The 22012-nt window shown below is 46.9% G+C and carries 18 protein-coding genes and 5 pseudogenes; 11 read left to right on the top strand and 12 right to left on the bottom strand.

The features are described from left to right. The first annotated feature begins 40 nt into the window (after positions 1-40). From AK966_RS19905 to AK966_RS06695, 6 genes are all read left to right on the top strand, one after another. Entirely contained in the window at positions 41-178 is a 138-nt protein-coding gene (locus AK966_RS19905; RefSeq protein WP_172438100.1) for a hypothetical protein, read from the top strand. Positions 179-196: 18 nt separating this feature from the next. Beyond that, positions 197-385, top strand: a complete 189-nt coding sequence (locus tag AK966_RS20095; RefSeq protein ID WP_259343739.1) for a hypothetical protein — start codon at positions 197-199, stop codon at positions 383-385. Positions 386-697: 312 nt separating this feature from the next. After that, the gene (locus tag AK966_RS06710) at positions 698-2065 is read left to right on the top strand and encodes a glutamine synthetase family protein (RefSeq protein ID WP_099078981.1); all 1368 of its coding nucleotides are present in this window, start codon (positions 698-700) and stop codon (positions 2063-2065) included. Between the two features lie 20 nt (positions 2066-2085). After that, the gene (locus AK966_RS06705; RefSeq protein WP_119463773.1) at positions 2086-3474 is read left to right on the top strand and encodes an aldehyde dehydrogenase family protein; all 1389 of its coding nucleotides are present in this window, start codon (positions 2086-2088) and stop codon (positions 3472-3474) included. 20 nt (positions 3475-3494) lie between these two features. Beyond that, positions 3495-4661 (top strand): iron-containing alcohol dehydrogenase, encoded by a 1167-nt coding sequence (locus tag AK966_RS06700; RefSeq protein ID WP_099078983.1) that lies wholly within the window; start codon positions 3495-3497, stop codon positions 4659-4661. An 11-nt stretch (positions 4662-4672) separates the two neighbouring features. After that, entirely contained in the window at positions 4673-5380 is a 708-nt protein-coding gene (locus tag AK966_RS06695; protein WP_099078984.1) for a glutamine amidotransferase-related protein, read from the top strand. Here the strand turns inward: AK966_RS06695 and AK966_RS06690 are convergent. The 3 genes and pseudogenes from AK966_RS06690 to AK966_RS20090 form a co-directional block, all read right to left on the bottom strand. Continuing rightward, complete coding sequence (locus tag AK966_RS06690) at positions 5375-6226, bottom strand: sterol desaturase family protein (RefSeq protein WP_119463772.1); 852 nt, start codon at positions 6224-6226, stop codon at positions 5375-5377. The two genes, AK966_RS06695 and AK966_RS06690, sit on opposite strands and share 6 nt — an antisense overlap. A 9-nt stretch (positions 6227-6235) precedes the next feature. Beyond that, complete coding sequence (locus AK966_RS06685) at positions 6236-7246, bottom strand: DUF2804 domain-containing protein (protein WP_119463771.1); 1011 nt, start codon at positions 7244-7246, stop codon at positions 6236-6238. A 230-nt stretch (positions 7247-7476) separates the two neighbouring features. After that, positions 7477-7569: pseudogene (locus AK966_RS20090) on the bottom strand (OsmC family peroxiredoxin); the annotation flags it as partial. Between the two features lie 106 nt (positions 7570-7675). On the opposite strand from AK966_RS20090, the pseudogene AK966_RS20300 reads away from it, so the two are divergent. The 5 genes and pseudogenes from AK966_RS20300 to AK966_RS20085 all read left to right on the top strand — a co-directional run. Further along, positions 7676-7990 (top strand): annotated as a pseudogene (locus tag AK966_RS20300) (response regulator); the annotation flags it as partial. A 450-nt stretch (positions 7991-8440) separates the two neighbouring features. Further along, positions 8441-8660, top strand: a pseudogene (locus AK966_RS06675) (EAL domain-containing protein); the annotation flags it as partial. Between the two features lie 158 nt (positions 8661-8818). Then, the gene (locus AK966_RS06670) at positions 8819-10192 is read left to right on the top strand and encodes a nodulation protein NfeD (protein WP_119463770.1); all 1374 of its coding nucleotides are present in this window, start codon (positions 8819-8821) and stop codon (positions 10190-10192) included. Positions 10193-10201: 9 nt separating this feature from the next. Next, on the top strand, positions 10202-10984 hold the full coding sequence (locus AK966_RS06665; RefSeq protein WP_099078988.1) for a slipin family protein: 783 nt from the start codon (positions 10202-10204) through the stop codon (positions 10982-10984). Positions 10985-11151: 167 nt separating this feature from the next. Further along, positions 11152-11376: pseudogene (locus tag AK966_RS20085) on the top strand (NAD(P)H-dependent oxidoreductase); the annotation flags it as partial. A gap of 143 nt (positions 11377-11519) precedes the next feature. Here the strand turns inward: AK966_RS20085 and choV are convergent. From choV to tauA, 9 genes and pseudogenes are all read right to left on the bottom strand, one after another. Further along, positions 11520-12708: pseudogene (gene choV, locus AK966_RS06655) on the bottom strand (choline ABC transporter ATP-binding protein). Position 12709: 1 nt separating this feature from the next. After that, a complete protein-coding gene (gene choW / locus AK966_RS06650; RefSeq protein ID WP_099078990.1) occupies positions 12710-13552 on the bottom strand; it encodes a choline ABC transporter permease subunit in 843 nt (280 codons plus the stop codon). A gap of 62 nt (positions 13553-13614) precedes the next feature. Beyond that, positions 13615-14553, bottom strand: a complete 939-nt coding sequence (locus tag AK966_RS06645) for a choline ABC transporter substrate-binding protein (protein ID WP_099078991.1) — start codon at positions 14551-14553, stop codon at positions 13615-13617. Between the two features lie 29 nt (positions 14554-14582). Beyond that, the gene (betA, locus tag AK966_RS06640; protein WP_119463769.1) at positions 14583-16283 is read right to left on the bottom strand and encodes a choline dehydrogenase; all 1701 of its coding nucleotides are present in this window, start codon (positions 16281-16283) and stop codon (positions 14583-14585) included. Between the two features lie 19 nt (positions 16284-16302). Beyond that, the gene (gene betB / locus AK966_RS06635) at positions 16303-17763 is read right to left on the bottom strand and encodes a betaine-aldehyde dehydrogenase (protein ID WP_119463768.1); all 1461 of its coding nucleotides are present in this window, start codon (positions 17761-17763) and stop codon (positions 16303-16305) included. Positions 17764-17779: 16 nt separating this feature from the next. Beyond that, on the bottom strand, positions 17780-18379 hold the full coding sequence (gene betI, locus AK966_RS06630; protein ID WP_099078994.1) for a transcriptional regulator BetI: 600 nt from the start codon (positions 18377-18379) through the stop codon (positions 17780-17782). Positions 18380-18804: 425 nt separating this feature from the next. Then, positions 18805-19764, bottom strand: a complete 960-nt coding sequence (locus AK966_RS06625; RefSeq protein ID WP_220473346.1) for an ABC transporter permease subunit — start codon at positions 19762-19764, stop codon at positions 18805-18807. Then, a complete protein-coding gene (locus AK966_RS06620) occupies positions 19761-20615 on the bottom strand; it encodes a taurine ABC transporter ATP-binding protein (protein ID WP_099078995.1) in 855 nt (284 codons plus the stop codon). Before AK966_RS06620 ends, AK966_RS06625 begins: the two co-directional genes overlap by 4 nt. A gap of 36 nt (positions 20616-20651) precedes the next feature. Then, positions 20652-21668, bottom strand: a complete 1017-nt coding sequence (tauA, locus tag AK966_RS06615; RefSeq protein ID WP_099078996.1) for a taurine ABC transporter substrate-binding protein — start codon at positions 21666-21668, stop codon at positions 20652-20654. Positions 21669-22012: the final 344 nt, after the last annotated feature.

Raw genomic sequence — 22012 nt, 5'->3', positions numbered from 1 at the left:
GGCTCTATCGCTTGGTCTATGGTTCCTTGGTGGCGTTACCATGGGCACAATAATTTTTTCGTTCCATACGGATGATGGCATTCCTGATGGTACTTTAGCGCTCGGCTCTGCTGCTGTTGGGGCATTAGCGGGCTTATCTCGCCACAGACAGTGGGCAATGGTGACAGTCGATAGCTAAACGAAGCCGAAAAAAAGCATGAACGCATTCGGATTGAGTGTAAACGAGCAGCAACACGTGATGTCATTCTGGGCGGGGATCACTGAAGATTACACGGTTGGCTGGGCCGATGTGACCAAATACTTCCTAACCAACAATATTTCCGGCGCTTGGTGTGGCTCATTTTTGCCAACAGTGAACGCTGGGATGCCTTACCTGAGCACCTAAAAACGTTATGCCGTTTGTGTATGGATAGCCACACTATTATCGCCAATATTGGGATTGTGGCGGCGAAGCAAAACTGCCTGTTCATGGAGACAAACTTGAGTTAACCACCATTCCAGATAAAGAGTGGAAAACGGTCGGTCAAAAAGCGCGTAAGTTCTGGGATGAAATAGCAAAAACTAGCCCAAGAAACAAACGGGTGATCGATATACGCAAGCAATATACTGTCGATATGGAAAAAGCAGGCAAACCTTACCGTTATAGCTAATCAGGTATTACACCGGATCCAGTAGCTAGTGCAAAGAGGAACAACGAATGGACGCAAGATCAGTAAAGACCATTGAAGATGCCAAAGCGATCGTTGAACATCGTAACCTTTCTCATGTCAAAGTCGGCTTATTTGATAATGATGGCATCATGCGGGGTAAATACATGTCGAGAGAGAAGTTCTTCTCCTCACTTGATAAAGGCTTCGCGTTTTGTGATGTCGTTTTAGGTTGGGATAGCAAAGACCAGCTCTATGACAACGCCACCTACACGGGTTGGCATACTGGCTATCCAGATGCTCCGGTCAAAATTCTACCAGAAACCTGCCGTGACGTGCTCGACGAAAAAGGCATGCTGCTATTTATCGCCGAGTTTGAGGAACCTGCCTCTGCTATTTGTCCACGCAGCACACTTGAACGAATCATTGCAAAATATCAAAAACTGGGACTTAATCCTTTTTCTGCATTCGAATATGAGTTTTTCATTTTCAAAGAAACACCGCAATCAGTACGCGAAAAGAATTACCAAGATCTTGAGTCAATTACGCCTGATTGGTTTGGCTATTCCATGATAAGGAACTCCACCTACATCGAGTTGTATCAACAGATCTTAGATATGGGTGAAACCATGGACTTTCCGATTGAAGGGATTCACTCAGAAACAGGACCAGGCGTGATCGAGGCCGCCATTGCGGTTGATAGTGCGATGAATGCCGCCGACAAAGCCGCGCTTTTCAAAACCTATACCAAGGTGTTGATGCAAAGAAATGACATGATGGCGACCTTCATGGCGAAATGGAGCAATGACTACCCCGGACAAAGTGGCCATATTCATATTTCACTGCAGAACGACGATGCTAGCTCCGCATTTTACGATCCTAGCAAAGAGCACAATATGAGTGAAATTCAACGCCATTTTGTCGCTGGTTTACAGCGATTGATGCCAGAGTTTCTTTGCATGGTTGCACCAACCGTCAACAGCTATCGTCGCATGATTCCTGGGTTTTGGGCGCCGACCCATTCCACTTGGGCTGTAGAAAATCGCACCACATCATTACGAGTCATCCCTGGCTCGGAAAAAAGCCAGCGTGTGGAATACCGAATTGGCGCGGCCGATGGCAATCCGTATTTAGCCTTAGCGGCCGCTTTAGCTTCCGGCCTATGCGGTATTCTCAATAGATGGGAGCCAGGAGAAGCGATCGTTGGTAACGCCTACGAACAAGAGGTACCGGAAGAGCTCAAACTGCCTGCCACATTATGGGAAGCAGCTCAAATGCTAAAAGCATCCCCTTACGCGCGCGAAATGTTCGGCAATGAATTTGTTGACCACTTTGCAGCAAGCCGAGAATGGGAAGAGCGAGAGTTTCGTAAAGCCGTTACCGATTGGGAACTCAAACGCTACTTTGAAATTATCTAACGGAAAATAGGAGTTCGTGTATGGAACAGCACACCGTCTCTCCCGTTGATGGCTCCATTTGCGTATCGCGGGCGTTGTCCTCCACCGAGGAGATTCACGCAACAATTGAGCGCGCGACCCAAAGCCAAAAAAAATGGCAATCGACCTCGCTTGAGACTCGCAAATCGATTTGCAAACAAGCCATTGCAAACTTTGTGAATAACCAGCAAGTCATTAGACATGAACTCACCATGATGATGGGGCGCCCTCTGACACAGACTCAAGGAGAGATTGCAGGGGTTAAAGAACGGGCGTTATCAATGATCGAGCAAGCAGAACAAGCTCTAGCAACCATTACGTTGGCAGACAAATCTGGCTTCACGCGCTATATCAAGCGGGTACCCTTTGGTAACGTCCTTGTTATTGCCCCATGGAACTACCCTTATTTAACCGCTATCAACGCCGTCATTCCTGCCCTTTTGGCGGGTAACTGCGTTATTTTAAAACATTCTGCTCAGACACCACTTTGCTCTGAGCGATTAGTGCAAGCTTTTGAAGGCACGGGCTTACCACATGGGGTATTTCAGTTCCTGCATACTGACCATCCATCGACAGAACATATGATCCAACACCCGCTGATTGACTATGTGGCGTTTACTGGATCTGTCGCAGGCGGCGCAATGGTAGAGAAAAATGCCGCTGGGCGATTTATTGGTGTTGGCTTGGAGCTCGGAGGTAAAGACCCGGCTTACGTGCGCGCTGATGCCGATATTGATTATGCCGTAGAAACCTTAGTCGATGGGGCTTTTTTTAATTCTGGTCAATCATGCTGTGGCATCGAGCGTATTTATCTGCATGAATCTATTCATGATCAGTTTGTCGAAAAAGCGGTTGCACTGACTAAGCAATATCGGTTAGGGAATCCAACCTCATCAGAGACCACATTAGGCCCTGTCGTTCGCACTTCTGCTGCCGATTACGTTCGCTCACAGGTTGAAGATGCGATTTCGAAAGGTGCCGTTACTCATATTAACGAGTCACTATTTTCAGAAAGCAAATCAGGGACCCCCTATCTTGCCCCTCAGATATTGACCAATGTTGACCACACCATGCGCTTGATGACTGAAGAGTCATTCGGCCCTGTCGTCGGTATTCAATCTGTTTCTAGCGATGAAGAAGCCATCGCACTAATGAATGACTCTCAGTTTGGCTTAACCGCTGCGATTTTTTCCAGTGACGTACCAACGGCCACGAGTCTTGGTGAGCACATTGAAACTGGCACCGTCTTCATCAACCGGTGTGATTACCTTGATCCAGAACTGGCGTGGACAGGCGTTAAAAACTCCGGGCGCGGTTGTACATTATCCACCATCGGCTTTGAAATGCTCACTCGACCTAAGTCGTTTCATATTAAGTCTCTCAACGACTAAAACAGATCAGGGATAGATACATGACACTGACCCATTGGAATTACCCTACCTCAATTAGCGTCGGCGAAGGCGCACTAGCAACATTGGCCGATCATTGCCGACGTTTACATATCCAAACTCCGTTACTGGTAACCGACCCCTTTTTAGCTGACCTCGACATTGTAAAAAGTACCGTAGCCTGTTGTGCCGAGCGCGGAATAGACATTACTATTTTTTCGGGTGTGCAAGGTAATCCAACCGACGAAAATGTCAGTAACGGTATTGACGCATATAACGCGAAAAACCACGATGGCATTATTGCCTATGGCGGGGGATCGAGCCTAGATGCCGCAAAGGCCATTGCACTCTGCGCTAAACAAACACTGCCACTGTGGAGTTTTGAAGATATTGGCGATAATTGGACCAAGGCAGACGATCGCCAAATTGCCCCGGTGATTGCCATCCCAACCACTGCAGGAACGGGCTCTGAAGTTGGTCGAGCATCAGTGATCACAGACTCTTACAACCACACGAAGAAAATCATTTTCCACCCCAAAATGATGCCTGTCCAGGTGCTACTTGATCCGCTAACTACCATCGACCTTCCTTCGCACATTACTGCTGCTACTGGAATGGACGCCCTATCCCATAGCTTAGAAGCCTTTTGCGCACCGAGCTATCATCCGATGGCCGACGGTATCGCACTTGAATCGATGCATCTTATTAAACGCTACTTGTATAAAGCGTATATCGATGGCCACGATATTGATGCCCGAACTCAATTACTGGTTGCATCATGCATGGGGGCCACCGCGTTTCAGAAAGGCTTAGGGGCGATGCATGCATTAGCACATACCCTAGGCGGGCTCTATGACAAACATCATGGCTTACTCAATGCCATTTTAATGCCCTATGTACTGCAAGCAAACCGCACACAAATTGAAGATAAAATGCTCACGCTCGCACAGCGACTTTCATTGCCATCGCCAGGGTTTGACGCGGTCTATGACTGGGTGATTGATTTGAGAAAAACCTTAGGTATTCCGCACACACTTGCTGAGATCGGCATCGGCCAAGAGGATGCGGTCAAGATTGGTGAATTAGCCTTCAATGACGCTGCGGCTGGATGTAACCCAATTCACTTTAATTCCGCTCAATACACACAACTGTTCTTGCAAGCGCAGACCGGTGACAAGACGACTTCATAACGGAGGCAACGATGAAAATTGGCGTATTAATCTGCGATGATGTCAATCCTGCACTGGAACCAGAGCACGGCAATTATCAGATGATGTTTAGCCGACTGTTACTTGCCGTCGATAACACACTCGTTCTTCAATTTTACAGGGTGAACCACAATGAATTTCCAGAAACACTCAACGAGTGTGACGCTTATATGACGACGGGAAGTAAATCCGGTGTGATGGATGAGGCCGAGTGGATTGTACGCATGGAGGTGCTCGTTCGCCAAATTCACCACGCTCAAATTCCCTTCGTCGGTATCTGTTTTGGCCATCAGATGCTAGCGAAAGCGTTGGGCGGTGTAGTCGCGAAAGCAGACGTTGGTTGGGGCGTGGGTGTCGTGATCGCTAAAGTAAACCAACCACAAACATGGATGACGCCTTACCAAGACGAATTTAATCTATTAGTCAGTCACCAAGACCAAGTACTTCGTATGCCAGAAAGAGGACAAGTGCTCGCGGGTAACGATTTCTGTCCCATATCAATGATGCAAGTAGGGCCGACATCATTGGGGATCCAAGCACATCCTGAGTTCTGTTCTGCCTATTCTAAAGCATTAATACAAATGAGAAAGGACATCATTCCTGAAGAGGTGCAAAGAAGAGGCCTCACCTCATTACAACTGCCTACCGATGGCCTACTCATTGCTAGCTGGATGCTGAATTTCATACGCTCGGTCTTATGAATCTGACGGTGGGGAGAACAATACACGCCAGCGCTCGCCCCAGGTTAAATCTGGCTGGCTTACCTCTTTAAGCATATCTTTCCATTCTGCAAAGGTGACCGTAAAAGGATTAAAGCTGTTTACAGGCTTCGAGATCCCATAACGAACCGTTTCAACTTCTTGTTCAAACGTACCGAACATGCGATCCCAGAGGATCAGCACCCCCGCGTAGTTTTTATCGATATATTGGCGATTCACGCCGTGGTGTACGCGATGATGAGACGGCGTGTTAAACACCCACTCTAAAGGTCCAAGAGAGCGAATCGCCTGAGTATGAACAAAGAACTGCAGCCCTAGGTTGAGTAATACCACAAACACAACCCACTTAGGATCAAAACCGATGATGACCAACGGAAGCCAGAACAACCACATCCCTGCTAATGGGTACATCAGGCTTTGACGAAATGCCGTGCTGAAATTCATGCGCTCTGAACTGTGGTGCACCACATGCGCTGCCCACATCCAACGGATACGATGGCTTGCGCGATGAAACCAGTAATAAAAGAAATCTTGCAAAACCATGAGTAATAAAAAGGTAGATACGGTCATCTCGATATCAAACAAGCGCCAATCAAACCACCATAAATACAGTTTGGCGATCAGCAAGCCTGTCAAAATATCTGTCGCTTGATGAAGCCCTGCAAGCACAAAGTTGCACACCACTTCCGGCAAGTCATATCGTGCGCTTTCAGGCAATCTTCCCGCACGTTGACCAAACCAATACTCTGCTGCAATACAGAGAAAGAAGATTGGTGCGAGCAACATCACCAAAAAGTCAGGGTGTTCCGTAATTTGTGACCATTCCATCGTCTCTTCCTACCATTTCGCGTAGTGATCTTCGGTGAGTCCCATCACCTCATCGAGCTCGTGCTTCGTGCCATTGCCATCAATTAAGTGACCAGAAAAGTGGCCGACAAACTGACGGAAATTACTCTTCAAAAACCAAAAGTTCTTTTTCTCTGATCGTTGGTTCTTAGGCGTGAACACCAAATCGATGCGCTTGTCTTGTGACGTGATTCGCCATAACTCTTCTGGATGAACGCGAGAAAACTCAAACTGCACTGGCGGCATTAAATGACGTTCATCATCCACCCAGATGACGTTTTCACAAAAGCCCGTTTCGTTCACGCCCGCAGCAAGGTTCAAACCAAACTTTTTACTCTCACTACGATGATTAATACTCGCCCATCGCCAACTGGTTTCTCTTCGCATGTAACCTGCCGAGAAGTCATACCCCGCAACGGCATTGGTTAAATCTTGCTGCTGCCCTTTCACATTCAGCTCACCTTGTATGTTGAGCGTGTTGTGTTTTTGAGTGTAGGTCCAGCCCGAGTATGCCGTTGGTGTACAAAGCATCAGAGGTAAGCTTTCTGGTAAAGACTGTAGTATCAAATTAGCTTGAATGAGATGCGTAGAGAGTTGCACATGCCACTGCCCGCTTTCAATATTGAATCGGATTGTGTCATTAGCTAGGTGCGCTTGGCTGTTCCAGCTAGAGGGCTGAGTTTGATAACCGACATTGAGCGGTTTTAACCATTGCTGCTCGACGAGTTCGTGCGTTTCTGTATCGAACACATAACAGAAACCAGAAGCCAAGTAGCGTATGTCCGCTATCGCCACCCCAATGATGTATTGAGGCGTTACAATGGAGACAAACTGAAACTGTTTATAATCGAAATATTTTCGCCAACGGGAAGCCGGTTTATCCATTTCATTAAGATATTGGAAAGTATCCAACTGAAGTGATTCTGGTATCGCTTCTAGGTGACCAAATTGAGGTAAGCCGTTAGCGTGAATAAAGTGTTTCAAAGGAGTCTGCACATCCATGCTCGTTATTAATCAATGACACACTATTCAATGTTAACATTAATTTAACAGAAAACTTTTTGCGCCACTGCACAACAATGGTTCACCGGCTTGACTAAAATGAACAAAAATGTGAAACCAATCACCTATATTCACGCCATTAAATGGTGTATTAGAGCTTTCACTTGGGTTCAAAACGCGCGTCCAAGAAGATTAATTAGATACGGCCTGCGTTAGAAAACGGCACCTTTCTATTCTACCAACTCTGTGACAATCTCAGTTTTAACCGAATTAGCAATAAAACAGTTTTCGTGCGCCATATTGTGCATCTTCTCTATTAACTGGCGATCAGCTCAAAGTACTCGGCTTTTAAGACGTTCTTACCGCGAATAGTGCCCACATGATGGCCAATTCTCTTAAATCTGGCGCAACAGATGCTGCAATCGTTGGGCTATCGACACTGAACTCGATTTAATTGCCGCGCATATCGCTATTGAAGAAAACCAGTACGTAGCGGCATTCAAGGGGTTAAGTGACTTGTATCGACGCAAGCCATTTACGCATTTTTATGCTCAGTTTCACCTCGCCTGGCTGTTGCACGAAATGAACTTTGAAACAGAATTCTCTCAAGCAATAACTTGGTGTTTTGAAGGCTTAAGCTCTGACTCTAGTGACACTATTTTATCGAGCAAGATAACCTTAGGACGCGCATTAGAACAGAAAAAATAGTGAGCGAAAAAGTGGATGGAAGAACAATACAAAAAGAGAAAGGGGATTTTACCCTTTCTCTTTATTGGCTTACCTGTCTAACAACCGATTTACCCAGGTTATCTCCCCATATGCAATCAGATCAAATATAGTGAAAAAAATCACACAAATAACAATCAACTTGATTAAACGTTGAATAATAAGCATCTCGTACCCTAAATTTTTCTGTCCGCTTCCAACTTCAATTGTATTCGAAGAAGGCAACTTTCAGCATTTTAAACTAAGTCATTGTTATCAATTCAATACATAATTTTCAATTATTGTATTCATCAATCTCCAATAATCTATGGCATGAAGCTATACCCGTTCAACTTGAAGATATAGGCTTCAGAGCGTTGTCACTGATTCCCTGTTTACCGAAAGTAAGCAAGGAAAACAACGCAGCGTAATAACAAGCGCTTTCCAAGTCATTCTCGCTGACCCTAGCCCCTTGAAGTGGTTTGAGTATATATTGATAAAATAGAGAACAATATTCGGGCTAAGACACTCGTTCGTCACATCGCAAGCTTGTCACGAGAACTCGGCATGACCATTGTTGCTGAAGGCGTAGAAACACCAAACCAGGCGCAAAAACTCAAAGCGTGGAAGATTGATGAGTGGCATAGGCTTCTACTTCTATAAGCCTATGCCACTTAAAGGTGTGTTCGAGCCGTTTTCAACTCGTTAGAGAAATAATCAGAGCATCAACAGAGAGTGTCATTAGAGCGTGTCGATAGGCGCCCATTCCTTTGGGTTAGGATATTTAATTCCCAGAGTCGCAAATGTCGTATCTATACTCAAAATAGTATTTTCAAAAAGTCCCGGTGATCACACAAGGAGGACTGTATGAAACGAATATGGATATGGCTTTTACCGCTCATATTTTTTACAGGTCAAGCGCTAGCAAGCACCATTTGGGTCATACCGATAAAAGGTGCCATTGGGCCTGCGACTAGCGACTACCTATCGCGTGAAATTGAGCAAGCTCAAGTCAATGGCGTTAGCTTAATCATACTGAAAATGGATACGCCAGGGGGACTGGACAGTGCCATGCGCGATATTATTCACGCCATCACGACGTCTTCTGTGCCTGTCGCTACTTGGGTCGGACCATCCGGGTCACGTGCCGCTAGCGCCGGTACCTATATCTTACTGGCTAGCCACATAGCGGCAATGGCTGAAGCGACAAACCTTGGTGCTGCAACTCCAGTCTCGCTCGGTGGTGCCCCTAAACCGCCTTCCACTACTGACGAAGAGGAACCATCAAAAACCAAAGAGTCGGACTCTGATTCGAGCCCCTCTTCAGACCAAGTTCCAGCCAAAACCGCCATGGAAAAGAAAGTCATCAACGATGCCAAAGCGTACATCAAAGGCTTGGCTCGTCTTCATGGAAGAAATGCAGAATGGGCAGAGAAAGCCGTCAGTGAAGCTGCGAGTTTAGATGCCACAGAAGCCCTTGACCTCAATGTCATCGACTATATTGTGAATTCTCCTGAAGGACTGGTGATGGCCATTGATGGTCAGTCAGTAAAGGTGAACAACCAAGAGGTGACATTGTCACTAAAAAATCCCATTTGGGTTGAGAGGGTGCCAGATTGGCGTGCCGAAATGTTAGCGGTGATCACCAACCCTAACGTTGCTTATATTTTAATGCTCATCGGTATTTATGGCCTATTATTAGAATTCTATAATCCTGGTATCGGATTACCTGGTGTGCTTGGCGGGATCTGCTTACTTCTTGCCATGTATGCCCTACAAATGATGCCTGTCAATTATGTTGGCCTCGGTCTTGTGCTATTAGGCATCGCTCTTATGATTGCAGAAGCGTTTAACCCAAGCTTCGGCATACTGGGGCTTGGTGGCGTTGTCGCTTTTGTTCTCGGCTCAATCTTCCTAATGGACAGTGAATTACCCGGTTTCCAAGTCGCCCTACCATTGATATTTGGGATCGCGATATTCTCAGTCGCACTGATCCTGATCACCGTTGGCCTATTGCTACGAATACGGCGCAGAAAAGCCACAACCGGTCTGGAAACCTACCCGGGTAAAAGTGCCATCGTCAGTGATGATTTTATTGATGGCACTGGGCGTGTGCAATTAGATGGCGCGTTCTGGCAGGCAAAAGCAGAAGAACCGTTAAAACGAGGTGACCAAGTTACCATTCTTAAAGTGAAAGGGCTGACTCTAACGGTAAAGCCCAGTGACCGCCCGAAAGGATAGGAGGCGCTTATGATGCTCTACACTGCTGCCGTAGTTCTGGTTTTATTGTTTGCATTGGCAACGCAAATGTTCAAGGTGCTGCGTGAATACGAGCGTGGCGTGGTATTTTTCCTTGGGCGCTTTCAAGAGGTGAAAGGCCCTGGCCTGATTATCTTGATCCCGTTCATCCAACAAATGGTGCGAGTCGATTTGCGAACGATTGTCTTAGATGTTCCGACCCAAGATTTGATCACTCGTGATAACGTTTCTGTTCGTGTAAACGCGGTGGTTTATTTTAGAGTGGTCAACCCTGAAATGGCCATCAACAACATCGAAAGTTACAGTGATGCAACCAGTCAACTCGCGCAAACCACGTTGCGTTCCGTGTTAGGTCAACATGAACTCGATGAACTTTTGGCGGAGCGAGAACGCCTTAATAAAGACTTGCAATCAATACTCGACCAACAAACCGATGATTGGGGCATCAAAATTGCCACTGTTGAAGTAAAACATGTCGATCTTAATGAAAGCATGGTTCGTGCCCTCGCCCGCCAAGCAGAAGCGGAACGTAACCGTCGCGCAAAAATCATCCACGCAACGGGTGAGTTAGAAGCTTCCAGTAAATTGAAAGAAGCGGCAGAAATGCTCAATGAAGCGCCTAACGCCCTGCAATTACGCTACATGCAGACGCTAACGGAGATAACCACCGACAAAACCTCCACGATTATTTTCCCAATGCCTATTAATTTGGTAGAGGCGGTGACCGATATTGCTAAGGCAGTAAAAGAGAATCAGCAAACGAAGCAGGATTAATCGTTACATCATGAGGAGTCGCGCAATACCGCTACTCCTTTTTCTGCCAACAGTTCATTTAGCCAGCACGTATTTTTTCTGTCTCACTACTTCCCTTGCCTCACCTTGCCATTTTCAACAAAACGTTGAAGGTGATTAAAAAAGCACGCACTATCAATAGGCAAGTCATCGCACTAGGTAGCCTCCTGCACACACTGGCGCGCCTAGGTATCGACTCTACAGCAATGAAAGGTGTGACTTAGCACTGATTGCGAAGAATTAAAAGCAGAGTTAGACGGTCACGTATGTGAAGTGGAACTGGCTATCGGCGCTACCACAAAGACGGCGAAGACTACAACCACGGTCTACCAAAAGGGCGTCTACACATGGATGACATAATGACCACTCTTTAATGAGTATCGTCTCCTAGCCTCGCTATCTGAACCATTGTTCAAATTAAAAGAGCCGCACCTTTTAGTTCTCAATCTAAGGGGTACGGCTCATTTTGTTTTTTGGAGAGGGGCAAACAAACGTTTTGAGACAAGAAACAGCTAAGCTAGGCCACTTGCTTGGACTTAAAGTTACCAAGCAGTGCGTCGTACAGCTCGTTGTCGCTCAGCACGCCCACCAGCTTGTTCTCTTCCACCAGCAAGATAGGTTGATTACTGCGTAGCTTCAGTTCAATCGCCTCGCGCATGCTGATGTCTGGATTGGCTTGAACGACCGAACTTTCGCCAATGTCATCAAGCGTGGTGGAATCACTCTCCCAATTCACCAATGACTTATCGGAATCCACCAGTGTTAAACCTTTCGGTTCTTGTTCAACCCAAATCTGCTTATCAGCACACACCAATACGCGGTCATTTTGCTGCTCAAGCTCGGTGCTGGCTTGCTTGCATCAGTGAACGACCTTTCAATACGTTGAGCGGATTAGTGTGAGCCACAAAGTCCGCCACATAATCGTTTTCTGGCGCAAGAATGATTTGCTCAGGCTTGCCGTGTTGAATCAGTTTTCCCGACTCCATAATGGCAATGTTGTTACCGATTTTCAGCGCTTCATCTAGGTCGTGGCTCACAAACAAAATCGTTTTGTTGAGCTTCTCTTGCAGTTGAATCAGTTCATCTTGAAGCTGAGCGCGTATCAAAGGATCGAGCGCGGAAAACGGCTCATCCATCAACAAGATGTCAGTATCCATAGCAAAGGCGCGAGCTAAACCAACACGCTGCTGCATACCACCCGAAAGCTCATGCGGGAACTTACTCTCCCACTCACTCAACCCAACCATGTCTAGTTGTTCACGCGCCTTTTTACGACGTTCAGCTTTGCCAATGCCCTGCATCTCGAGTCCAAACGCCACGTTGTCTAACACCGTTAACCACGGCATAAGCGCAAACTTTTGGAACACCATCGACACGCGGTGAGTACGCAAGTTACGCAGAGTCTGTTCGTCACACTTGGCAAGCTCTACCATGTCGTCGCCATCTTTGATTTTGAGCGAACCACGAGAGATCTCATTCAAACCATTGACGGCACGAAGTAAGCTAGATTTTCCCGAGCCGGACAATCCCATCAATACACAGATCTCACCTTGTTTGACGCTCATTGAGACCTTATCGACGCCAACCACTTGCCCGGTTTCATCAATGATCTCTTGGCGAGACTTGCCTCGGTCTAGTAGCGCTAGTGCTTGCTCTTGCTGATGCCCAAACACAACGTCGAGGTTTTCAATCGTAATTGCATCCATGTTATGCCTCCTTTTGGTTTGGCGCTTTGCACAAACGGTCAAGAATAATCGCGACCAGAACAATTGCTAAACCCGCTTCAAAACCTTGAGAAATGTTCACCGTATTCAGTGCTCGCACGACGGGTTTACCCAACCCGTCGGCACCGACTAGCGCAGCAATCACCACCATAGAAAGCGACAACATAATACACTGGGTAACGCCCGCCATAATGCTTGGCAATGCCGCTGGCAGCTCGACTTTAAACAGCAGTTTCATGCGGCTCGCACCAAAGGCTTTACCCGCTTCAATTAACTCTTCCGGCACTTTGGTGATGCCAAGGTAAGTCAGACGAATCGGTGCGGCGATGGCAAAGATAATGGTGGAAATCAGCCCAGGTACGATACCTAAACCAAACAGAACCAGTGTTGGGATCAGATACACGAACGTTGGTACGGTCTGCATTAAATCGAGTATTGGCCGCAATAAGGTGTACAACCACGGGCGATGCGCCGCCATGATGCCGAGTGGCACGCCAATTAATACGGAAATCGTTGTCGCAGCGAAGACGAGAACAAAGGTTTCCAGCATTTCTTGCCAGTAGCCGAGGTTAAGGATGGTCAGCAGCGACAACACGATAAACACCATCAATGGAATGCTGCGGTGTAAGAACCACGCAATCGCAGCAGTCAGGATGATGGGTGCTGCCGGTGGCATCCATTTGAAAATATCCACCACGAAAAGAATGATGGTTTCGAGAAAGATAGAGATAGCATCAAAGAAGCCCGACGCATTCATGGTTAACCAATCCACGCCCGTTTCCATCCATTCGCCCAACGGAAGTTTGTTGTCCGTAATAAAATTCACAATAAAACCTTTGTGTTAAAAGGCGGGCATCGCTGCCCACCTGTTCCTTAAGAGAGGAATGATTAAGCGTTTGTTTTTAGGTAAGAAGTCATCGCTTGTTTTGCGTCTTTACCGTCCAGCGTTTTCACGCCTTCTAGCCACGCTTCAAATTGTTGAGGGTTGGCATTCAACCATTCTTGCGCCGCTTTCGCTGGCTTCTGTTTTTGGTTCAGAATCGCCTCCATCAACTGGTTTTCCATCTCTAGACTGAACTCGAGATTTTTAAGCAGTTGACCCACGTTTTGACACTCAGATAGGTAGTCTTGGCGTACGTTGGTGTAGACATTCGCACCACCGTAATTAGGACCAAAGTAGTCGTCACCGCCCGATAGATATTCCATCTCAACGTTGCTGTTCATTGGGTGCGGTGCCCAACCTAGATAAACGATCCACTGGTTACGGCGCACTGCGCGAGACACCTGAGACACCATGCCCGCTTCGCTTGATTCCACTAGGCTGAAGTCTTTCAAGCCGAATGCATCGCTGTCGATCATATTTTGAATCAAACGGTTACCATCGTTACCCGGCTCAATGCCGTAGATGCGGTCTTTAAATTTGTCGGCATGCTTTGCCAAATCAGCAAAGCTTTTCACGCCTGCGTCATAGACGTACTTTGGCACTGCTAGTGTGTATTTCGCACCTTCAAGGTTTGCGCGAACGGTTTCCACTGTGCCAGCTTCACGGTATTTGGCGATATCGCCTTCCATGGTTGGCATCCAGTTACCTAGGAATACGTCAATGTCACCGTTTGCCATTGAAGAGTACGTCACAGGTACAGACAGAAGATCGGTCTTGGTTTTGTAGCCCAAGCCTTTTAGCAGTTCGGAGGTCACAGCAGTGGTTGCGGTAATGTCCGTCCAACCTACATCGGCAAATCGAACGGTTTCACATTGGTTAGCGTAAGCACCTGTCGCCACTGCACTCAGTGCGATAGATGAAAAGATTTTTGTCATCGTAGACATGTTTAAATTCCTTGTAATGATTGCTGACTTTATGAGATTGAGCTTAAGTCTCTTTTCGGCGGACGCATTCTTTGCGTCTCTTCCCAGTTCGGAGCAATCCAAACCGGTGTATTATTCGATTCTTCGAGCGTATTACCCAAGATCATGTCCGCGGCACGCTCTGCCACCATGATGGTTGGTGCGTTTAAGTTGCCATTGGGAATGGTTGGGAAGATGGATGAATCCACAACGCGCAAACCTTCAATGCCACGCACTTGGCAAGTTTCATCCAGCACTGCCATTGGGTCATCATCTGCGCCCATTTTGCAGCTACACGATGGGTGATAAGCACTTTCCACATTTTGCTTCACCCACTCATCAATCGCTTCATCGCTAGAGATGTGAAGACCGGGTTGGATCTCTTCACCGCGGAACGCATCCATTGCAGGTTGATTGAGGATTTCACGCGTAAGACGAATACAGTCTCGCCAATCCTGCTTATCTTGTTCGGTCGAGATGTAGTTGAACTCGATTTTTGGCTTGTCATTTGGGTTAGCAGAAACCACTTCGACACTGCCGCGACTCTCAGGTTTGTTTGGACCAACATGCACTTGGAAGCCGTGACCATCAAACGCAGCACGACCGTCATAACGCATTGCCGCAGGCAGGAAGTGATATTGAATGTTTGGCGACTTCAAACCTTCACGAGAACGGATGAACGCACACGATTCAAAGTGGTTGGTCGCGCCCAAACCCTTGCGGGTCAGAATCCACTCGGTGCCAATCAAACCTTTGCTGATCAAACCTAACTTGCTGTTGAGAGTGATCGGCTGTTTGCAGTGATACTGGAAGTACACTTCAAGGTGGTCTTGCAGGTTCTTACCCACGCCTTCGAGCGCGTGATTCACTTCAATGCCCGCTTTCTCAAGCACAGACTGTGGACCAATACCCGAAAGTTGAAGTAACTGTACCGAGCCAATAGAACCTGCGCTCGATACCACTTCTTTATTGACGAAACATTGTTTAATTTTGCCAGATTGTTCGAACTCAATACCGACCGCTTTTTTACCCTCAAGTAAAATTCGATGAGCGGTCACGCCTTTCATCAAAGTGAAGTTGCTGCGTTTTTTCGCACGGCTTAAGTAAGCGTTAGAGGTAGAAGCACGCACGCCTTTGTCTACCGTCATGTGCATAGGACCGAAGCCCTCTTGCTGATAGCCGTTGTAGTCTTGCGTTTCTGGGTAGCCTGCATCTTTACCTGCTTCTATAAAAGCTTGGTAAAGCGGGTTCAGCTTCATGTCGTTACCATTGCACGTCCCTACAGGACCGCTGTCACCACGGTAATCGTCAGCACCGCCCGTCCAAGTTTCCGCTTTACGGAAATACGGCAGACACGCTTGGTAGTTCCAGCCTTTCGCGCCTTCTTCTTCCCATTCGTCAAAGTCACAAGCATGACCACGAACATAAACCATGCCGTTGATCGACGAGCTGCCGCCTAACACTTTGCCGCGTGGGCAATGAAGTTGACGTCCATCTAACCCATCTTCAGCAACAGTTTCGAACTGCCATGCGTACTTTTCGCTGTTCATTGGGTAAGACAGCGCCGTTGGCATCTGGATGAAGATGCTCTTGTCTGAGCCACCCGCTTCCAACAGCAAGACTTGATGCTGACCGCTTTCACTCAGGCGATCGGCCAAGACACAGCCTGCCGAGCCCGCACCGACGATGATGTAATCGTAGTGTTGTTGCATTACAAATCCTCCAGACTGGTTACGCGTAAGGGCTGTCGAAATCACCCAAATGCACTAACACGCTCTTAGTTTGGGTGTAATGCTTAAGGGTCTCGACGCCGTTTTCACGTCCAATTCCAGACAATTTGTAACCGCCAACTGGCATTTCAGCTGGGGAATCACCCCACGTGTTAATCCAACAAATGCCTGCTTGGATTTGGTGAATAACACGGTGTGCACGAGACAGATTTTGCGTAAACACGCCTGCTGCAAGCCCGTAATCGGTGTTGTTGGCACGAGCAATCACTTCGTCCTCGTCACTGAACTTCAACACTGACATCACGGGACCGAAGATTTCTTGCTGCACATGCGGCATGTCGTCTTGGCAATCAATGAAAACCGTTGGCACAACAAAATTACCGCTCGCCAAGCCGTTTTCTGTGACTTTATAGCCGCCAGTCAGCAACGTTGCATTGCTTGCTTTCGCTTGTTCAATGGCGGAAAGGACTTTTGATTCGTGCTCTTTGGAAATTAGTGCGCCGATTTGAGTTTGTTCATCAAGCGGATCGCCAACCACCAGCAGCTCAGTACGCTTCTTAAGTTGAGCGACAAACTCATCATAAATAGCGTCATGAACGAACACGCGAGTACCGTGCGTACAAACCTCACCTTGGGTATAGAAGTTTGCGACCATTGCAGCAGAAACCGCGTCGTCTAGCTTGGCATCATCAAAAATGATCATTGGCGATTTACCGCCAAGTTCCATAGTGACTTGCTTTAGCGTCGCAGCGCTGTCACCCATCACAACTTTGCCAGTTCCGGATTCACCCGTGAAGGAGACTTTAACGATGTCTGGATGTGCAGTGAGCATTTGCCCTACTCGGTAGTCACCTTGAATAACGTTGAACACGCCATCAGGCAATCCAGCTTCGCTGTAGATTTCTGCCAATTTGAGTGCGGTTAACGGGGGTTCTTCTGATGGCTTAAAGATCATCGCATTACCCGCAGCCAGCGCAGGGGCAGATTTCCACATCGCGATTTGAATTGGGTAGTTCCACGCGCCAATACCCGCACAAATGCCCAGAGGCTCGCGGCGAGTATAGAAAAACTGCGATTCATTCAGCGGTTGCTGTTCACCATGCATGCTAGGCGCAAGACCTGCGTAGTATTCGATCACATCTGCGCCCGTTGCAATGTCTACGCAATTCGCTTCTTGAATCGGTTTGCCCGTATCCGCAACTTCTAGTACCGCCAGTTCGTCATTTCTTTCACGAAGTAGCGCCACCGCTTTAAGCAGGATGCGACTGCGCTCTGTCGCCGTCATGGCTGACCAAATTGCAAAACCGCGTTTGGCAGATTCAATTGCCGCTTCCATATCTTGCTGGTTAGCCTGCTTCACATTCGCAAGCGGCTCACCATTGGCGGGGTTGTATGTGGTGAAGTGTTCTTCTGAGCATCCTAGGTGCGTGGCACCATCGATGTAGTGTGCTTTCATATCCATTTTCAGGTTTGACTCTTTATTTTTGTTTTGAGTAGAACGTGAGTTGTTTATCGAGATAGTCGTTAATGATGACGCGTGCTTTCTCGGCATCGATGCCTTGCGGGTTGAGCGTGCCGCGTAGCCAAATGCCATCAATTAATGACGCAATACCATGCGCCACCAGCTCAGCTTGGTTTTGATCCAGCAAAGCTTTTAATTCTTTTTTCAGGTGTGAGATGAGACGTCGTTCATTGACTCGTTGCAGACGTTTGAGCTGTTCGTCATGCATCGAGTAGGACCAGAAAGCCAGCCAAGTTTTTGCTACTTGGTTCTCGGCCTGGAAGCCGACGAAATTAGCGTCAATGATGGCATTAATTCTTTGGTGGTGCGCATCACTAGGGATCTGGCTTAGATTGATTTTAGTGGTGGCGGAAAGCTGGCGAAGGATTTCACGCATGGTTTCTTCGAGCAAACCGTGCTTACCACCGAAGTAGTGATTAATGATCCCTGTAGATACTCCTGCTTCTTTGCTGATCAACGAAATGCTCGCAGCGTGTAAACCTACTCTGTCAATGACCGACATCGTCGCTTTGACTAGCTGAGGTTTTCTGATTTCAGGCATCCCAACCTTGGGCATTTTGCATCCTTGTAAATTTTAATTGAACGGTTAGTTAAATATAAAATGCCTGAAATTTAGTTCGAGTTCAAATTATTTTTCTGTTTTTTACTTATATAAACCCTCCTAAACATCCATTGAAATAGAGAATATGTCAATTCGTACACATACAATAAATAAGAAGAAATGCAAATAAATACCACTATATAACAACAAGTTAAGTAAACATTCATTCAGAGCAATACTGATGTCAGCGTCATTCAACTAATCACGGAACATTTCTCATAAAGACGCTCTCGACACAATTAAGATTTGAACTGAATGTATTTTTTTGTAACCAGTGTCTTTGGTTTAATGAAGGTTGTATGGTATCGAACTAAGCGTTTTAAAAGCGCAAAGCGCAAAAAAGGGGCCTATGCCCCTATTTGTCGATATTTGATGATAGATTAGTAGCCTTTCCAAGGTACCAGTTTCTTCTCTAGGTAGCGCATCAGCAAATCAAATGAATACGCAATCAGTCCGATGATAATGATGCCGGCAATCACCACATCTGTCACAAGAAACTCGGCCGCATTAAGCACCATGTAACCGATCCCCGCTTCTGCAGCGACCATTTCACTTGCTACCAAGGTTGTCCAACCAAATCCAATCCCAATTCTTAATCCGGTTAGAATTTCAGGTAAAGCACTTTTAATGATCACATGATAAAGCACCTGCCCTTTGGATGCGCCCATCGAGTAAGCCGCTTGTATTTGCTCGCTTTTGGCTGATGCAACGCCGGCACGCGCACCGAGCGTGATCGGTGCAAACATAGCGAGATAAATCAACGTGACCTTGCTCGTTTCATCGATCCCAAGCCAAATAATCACTAAAGGTAAGTAAGCCAACGGTGGAAGAGGACGATAAAACTCAATCAGTGGATCGAAAACGCCTCTCACCCACACATTTGATCCAATTAAAATGCCAATTGGCACAGCAGTGACAACGGCCAAAGCAAAAGCCCCAAATACTCTGCCCAAACTCGCCAAGAGATGAGCTTCCAACGATACCCCAGAGAATCCGTTCACAAAAAGGTCGACAAATCGCTCCAGTACCGCATTAGGGGAGGGAAGAAACAACGGCTTAACCAAACCTAGTTCAGTCACAACCGCCCATAGCCCAATAAAAAACAGGGTAGAAATGACTGAGATCACGCGCGAGTTACCTTGACCAGGCTCTCCGTAATAACTTCCTGGGGTCTGGGTTTTGTTTTTTACCCACTGTACAAGCCGATAAAAAGGCGGGGTTGAATGCATTTCACTTTGTTGTGCGACGTTCGCTTGTGGCTCACCAGCAGCTTCTGACGTATGCTCTCCTTTCGCCTCTGAATGTTCAAGGCGTTCATGGTTTATTACGGCTTCACTCATAACGCTACCTCCACAATTTCATCTTGATGGATGATGGAAAGAATTTTTTCTCGCATTTCTATAAAATCAGGCATCGACTTAACCGCACGCGCATCTCGACACTCAAGAAAACGTTGATTGAAGTCTAAATTGAAACTGTGCGTTATACGCCCCGGTCGGGGGGACATCACGATCAGCTTCGAAGCCATGAACAGCGCTTCTTCGACACTATGGGTAATGAAAAACATCATTTTATTGGTCGCTTGCCATGCGTCTAACAGCAGCTCCTGTAACGTTTCTCGCGTTAGTGCATCCAGAGCACCCAAGGGCTCATCCAGTAATAGGATACTAGGGTCATTGGTTAGCGCTCGTGCAATTCCGACTCGCTGCTGCATGCCACCAGATAGCTGATAGACTTTATGCTGATGGAAGTCTTCTAGCCCAACGAGCTGTAAATACTTCGCAGCCCTTGCAAGTCGCTCTTTTTTCGCGACACCTTGGAGCTTTAAGCCAAATGCCGTGTTCTCAATCACATTCATCCATGGAAACAGCGCATGTTTTTGAAACACCACGCCTCGGTCTGCACCCGGGCCGATGATTTGATCGCCAATGTCTCGTCCCATGGTCACCCTAGGTAACCCTTCCACTTGTGAGTTGCCTAACGTAAGATAACCGGATGTTGGCGGGATGAATCCAGCCATCAAATTTAGGAGCGTTGTCTTACCACATCCTGATGCGCCAAGCGCGACAACGAGTTCACCTTGCTCAATTTGAAGATTAACTCCCGAAAGTGCCGTCACGGGCTCTCCCCCTTCCCTGCCTTCATAGATGACAGAAACATCCTCAATTTTTAGTGTTTTCTTCAAAGACATGCGCCTACTCCTTTCACGTTCATTGACTAAGTGTTGCTATTTCGCCTTCGCACTCTTTGCAAAGCTCGGATTGACAAATACGCTGTAGTCAGGCTGAAGAGCAGAGATTTTCTTTTCTTTCAGTAGGAATTCTGAAGTGGCTTTCAACGCTTGAACCGCACCACCTTCACTGCCACAACCAAGCCACTGACAAGAAAGCTGGGTATTAATGTCCATGAACTCATACAGTTTCATGGCTTCAACAACCCCTTCAGGTTCACCACCTGCAAGTTTCGCTACTGAAATCGCCATCGGGTTATCGGCTGTGAATGTCTCTTTTTGATCACGGTATTTCGCGTCCACTTCGGCTACGACCTTAATCAAATCCGTGACGAATTCTGGATGCTTTGCCGTAAACTCTTTACTCGCAATCATGCCATCAAAGGTGGGTTTTCCCCATGCACTCAATTGTTTTGAGGAAATCAATACACTGCCATCTTGCTTAATTTTGCCAAGTGCAGGATCCCAAATAAACGCACCATCAATATCACCACGCTGCCACGCTGCCATAATGGCATTCGGCTGCATGTTAATGAGTTTCACCTCTTTTTCTGATAAACCAAACTGCTCCAATGCGAACAACATGTGGAAGTGCGTGGTGGAGACGAATGGAACCGCTATACGCTTACCCTTAAGATCGGATGGAGAGGTGATTCCGCTGCTATTTTTTACCACCAGTGCCTCAGCATCAGCGATGTTTTCCGTCACCCATACCAGTTCCATTTCAACACCATTGCTTGCTGCACTCGCAATTGGGCTTGATCCTGCAACGGTCATGTCCACCGCTCCAGCCGCCATTGCGGTAATGGCCTTCGCGCCAGAATCAAATTTGCGCCACTTGATCTCATAGCCGGTTTCTTTCTCAATCAACTTCTGATCAATGGCGTATTTCAAAGGATTAAACATTCCTTGGTAGCCTATTGTGACTTCCTCTGCGCCGACTTGAAACGAACACGCCAATACGCTAGTCATGGCTAGAGTTTTAACGAGTGTGCTTTTCAATAATGTTTTCATCTTCACTTCCTCATGTGCTGTATGACATCTTCCACACTAATGAGAAGTCACTCGCAATGTTAGTACCAGAGTATTTCTTTATTGGTCCAGATGCGCACCAAAACTAGGCTCAGAAATGCACCCAAATTGTGCAAAATCTCTACGCAACCGGAGCTAAGAACAATCGAAGCTAAGAACAATTGAAGCTAATCAAAGAGTTTGAATTATTTGAGAGGACAATGGAAAAGAAGAAGAAGGCAACCGAGATAACAGATATGATGCAAGATACAAGAGACACACAGTAAAAAGCGAACTAAGAAGGACTATCTCGCACAGGCAACACCTAGATAAACACATTCTTACGC

Origin of the sequence: Vibrio sp. PID23_8 (assembly GCF_003584965.1) — a bacterium.
GTDB lineage: Bacteria > Pseudomonadota > Gammaproteobacteria > Enterobacterales > Vibrionaceae > Vibrio.
This window is presented reverse-complemented; position numbering and strand designations above follow the sequence as displayed.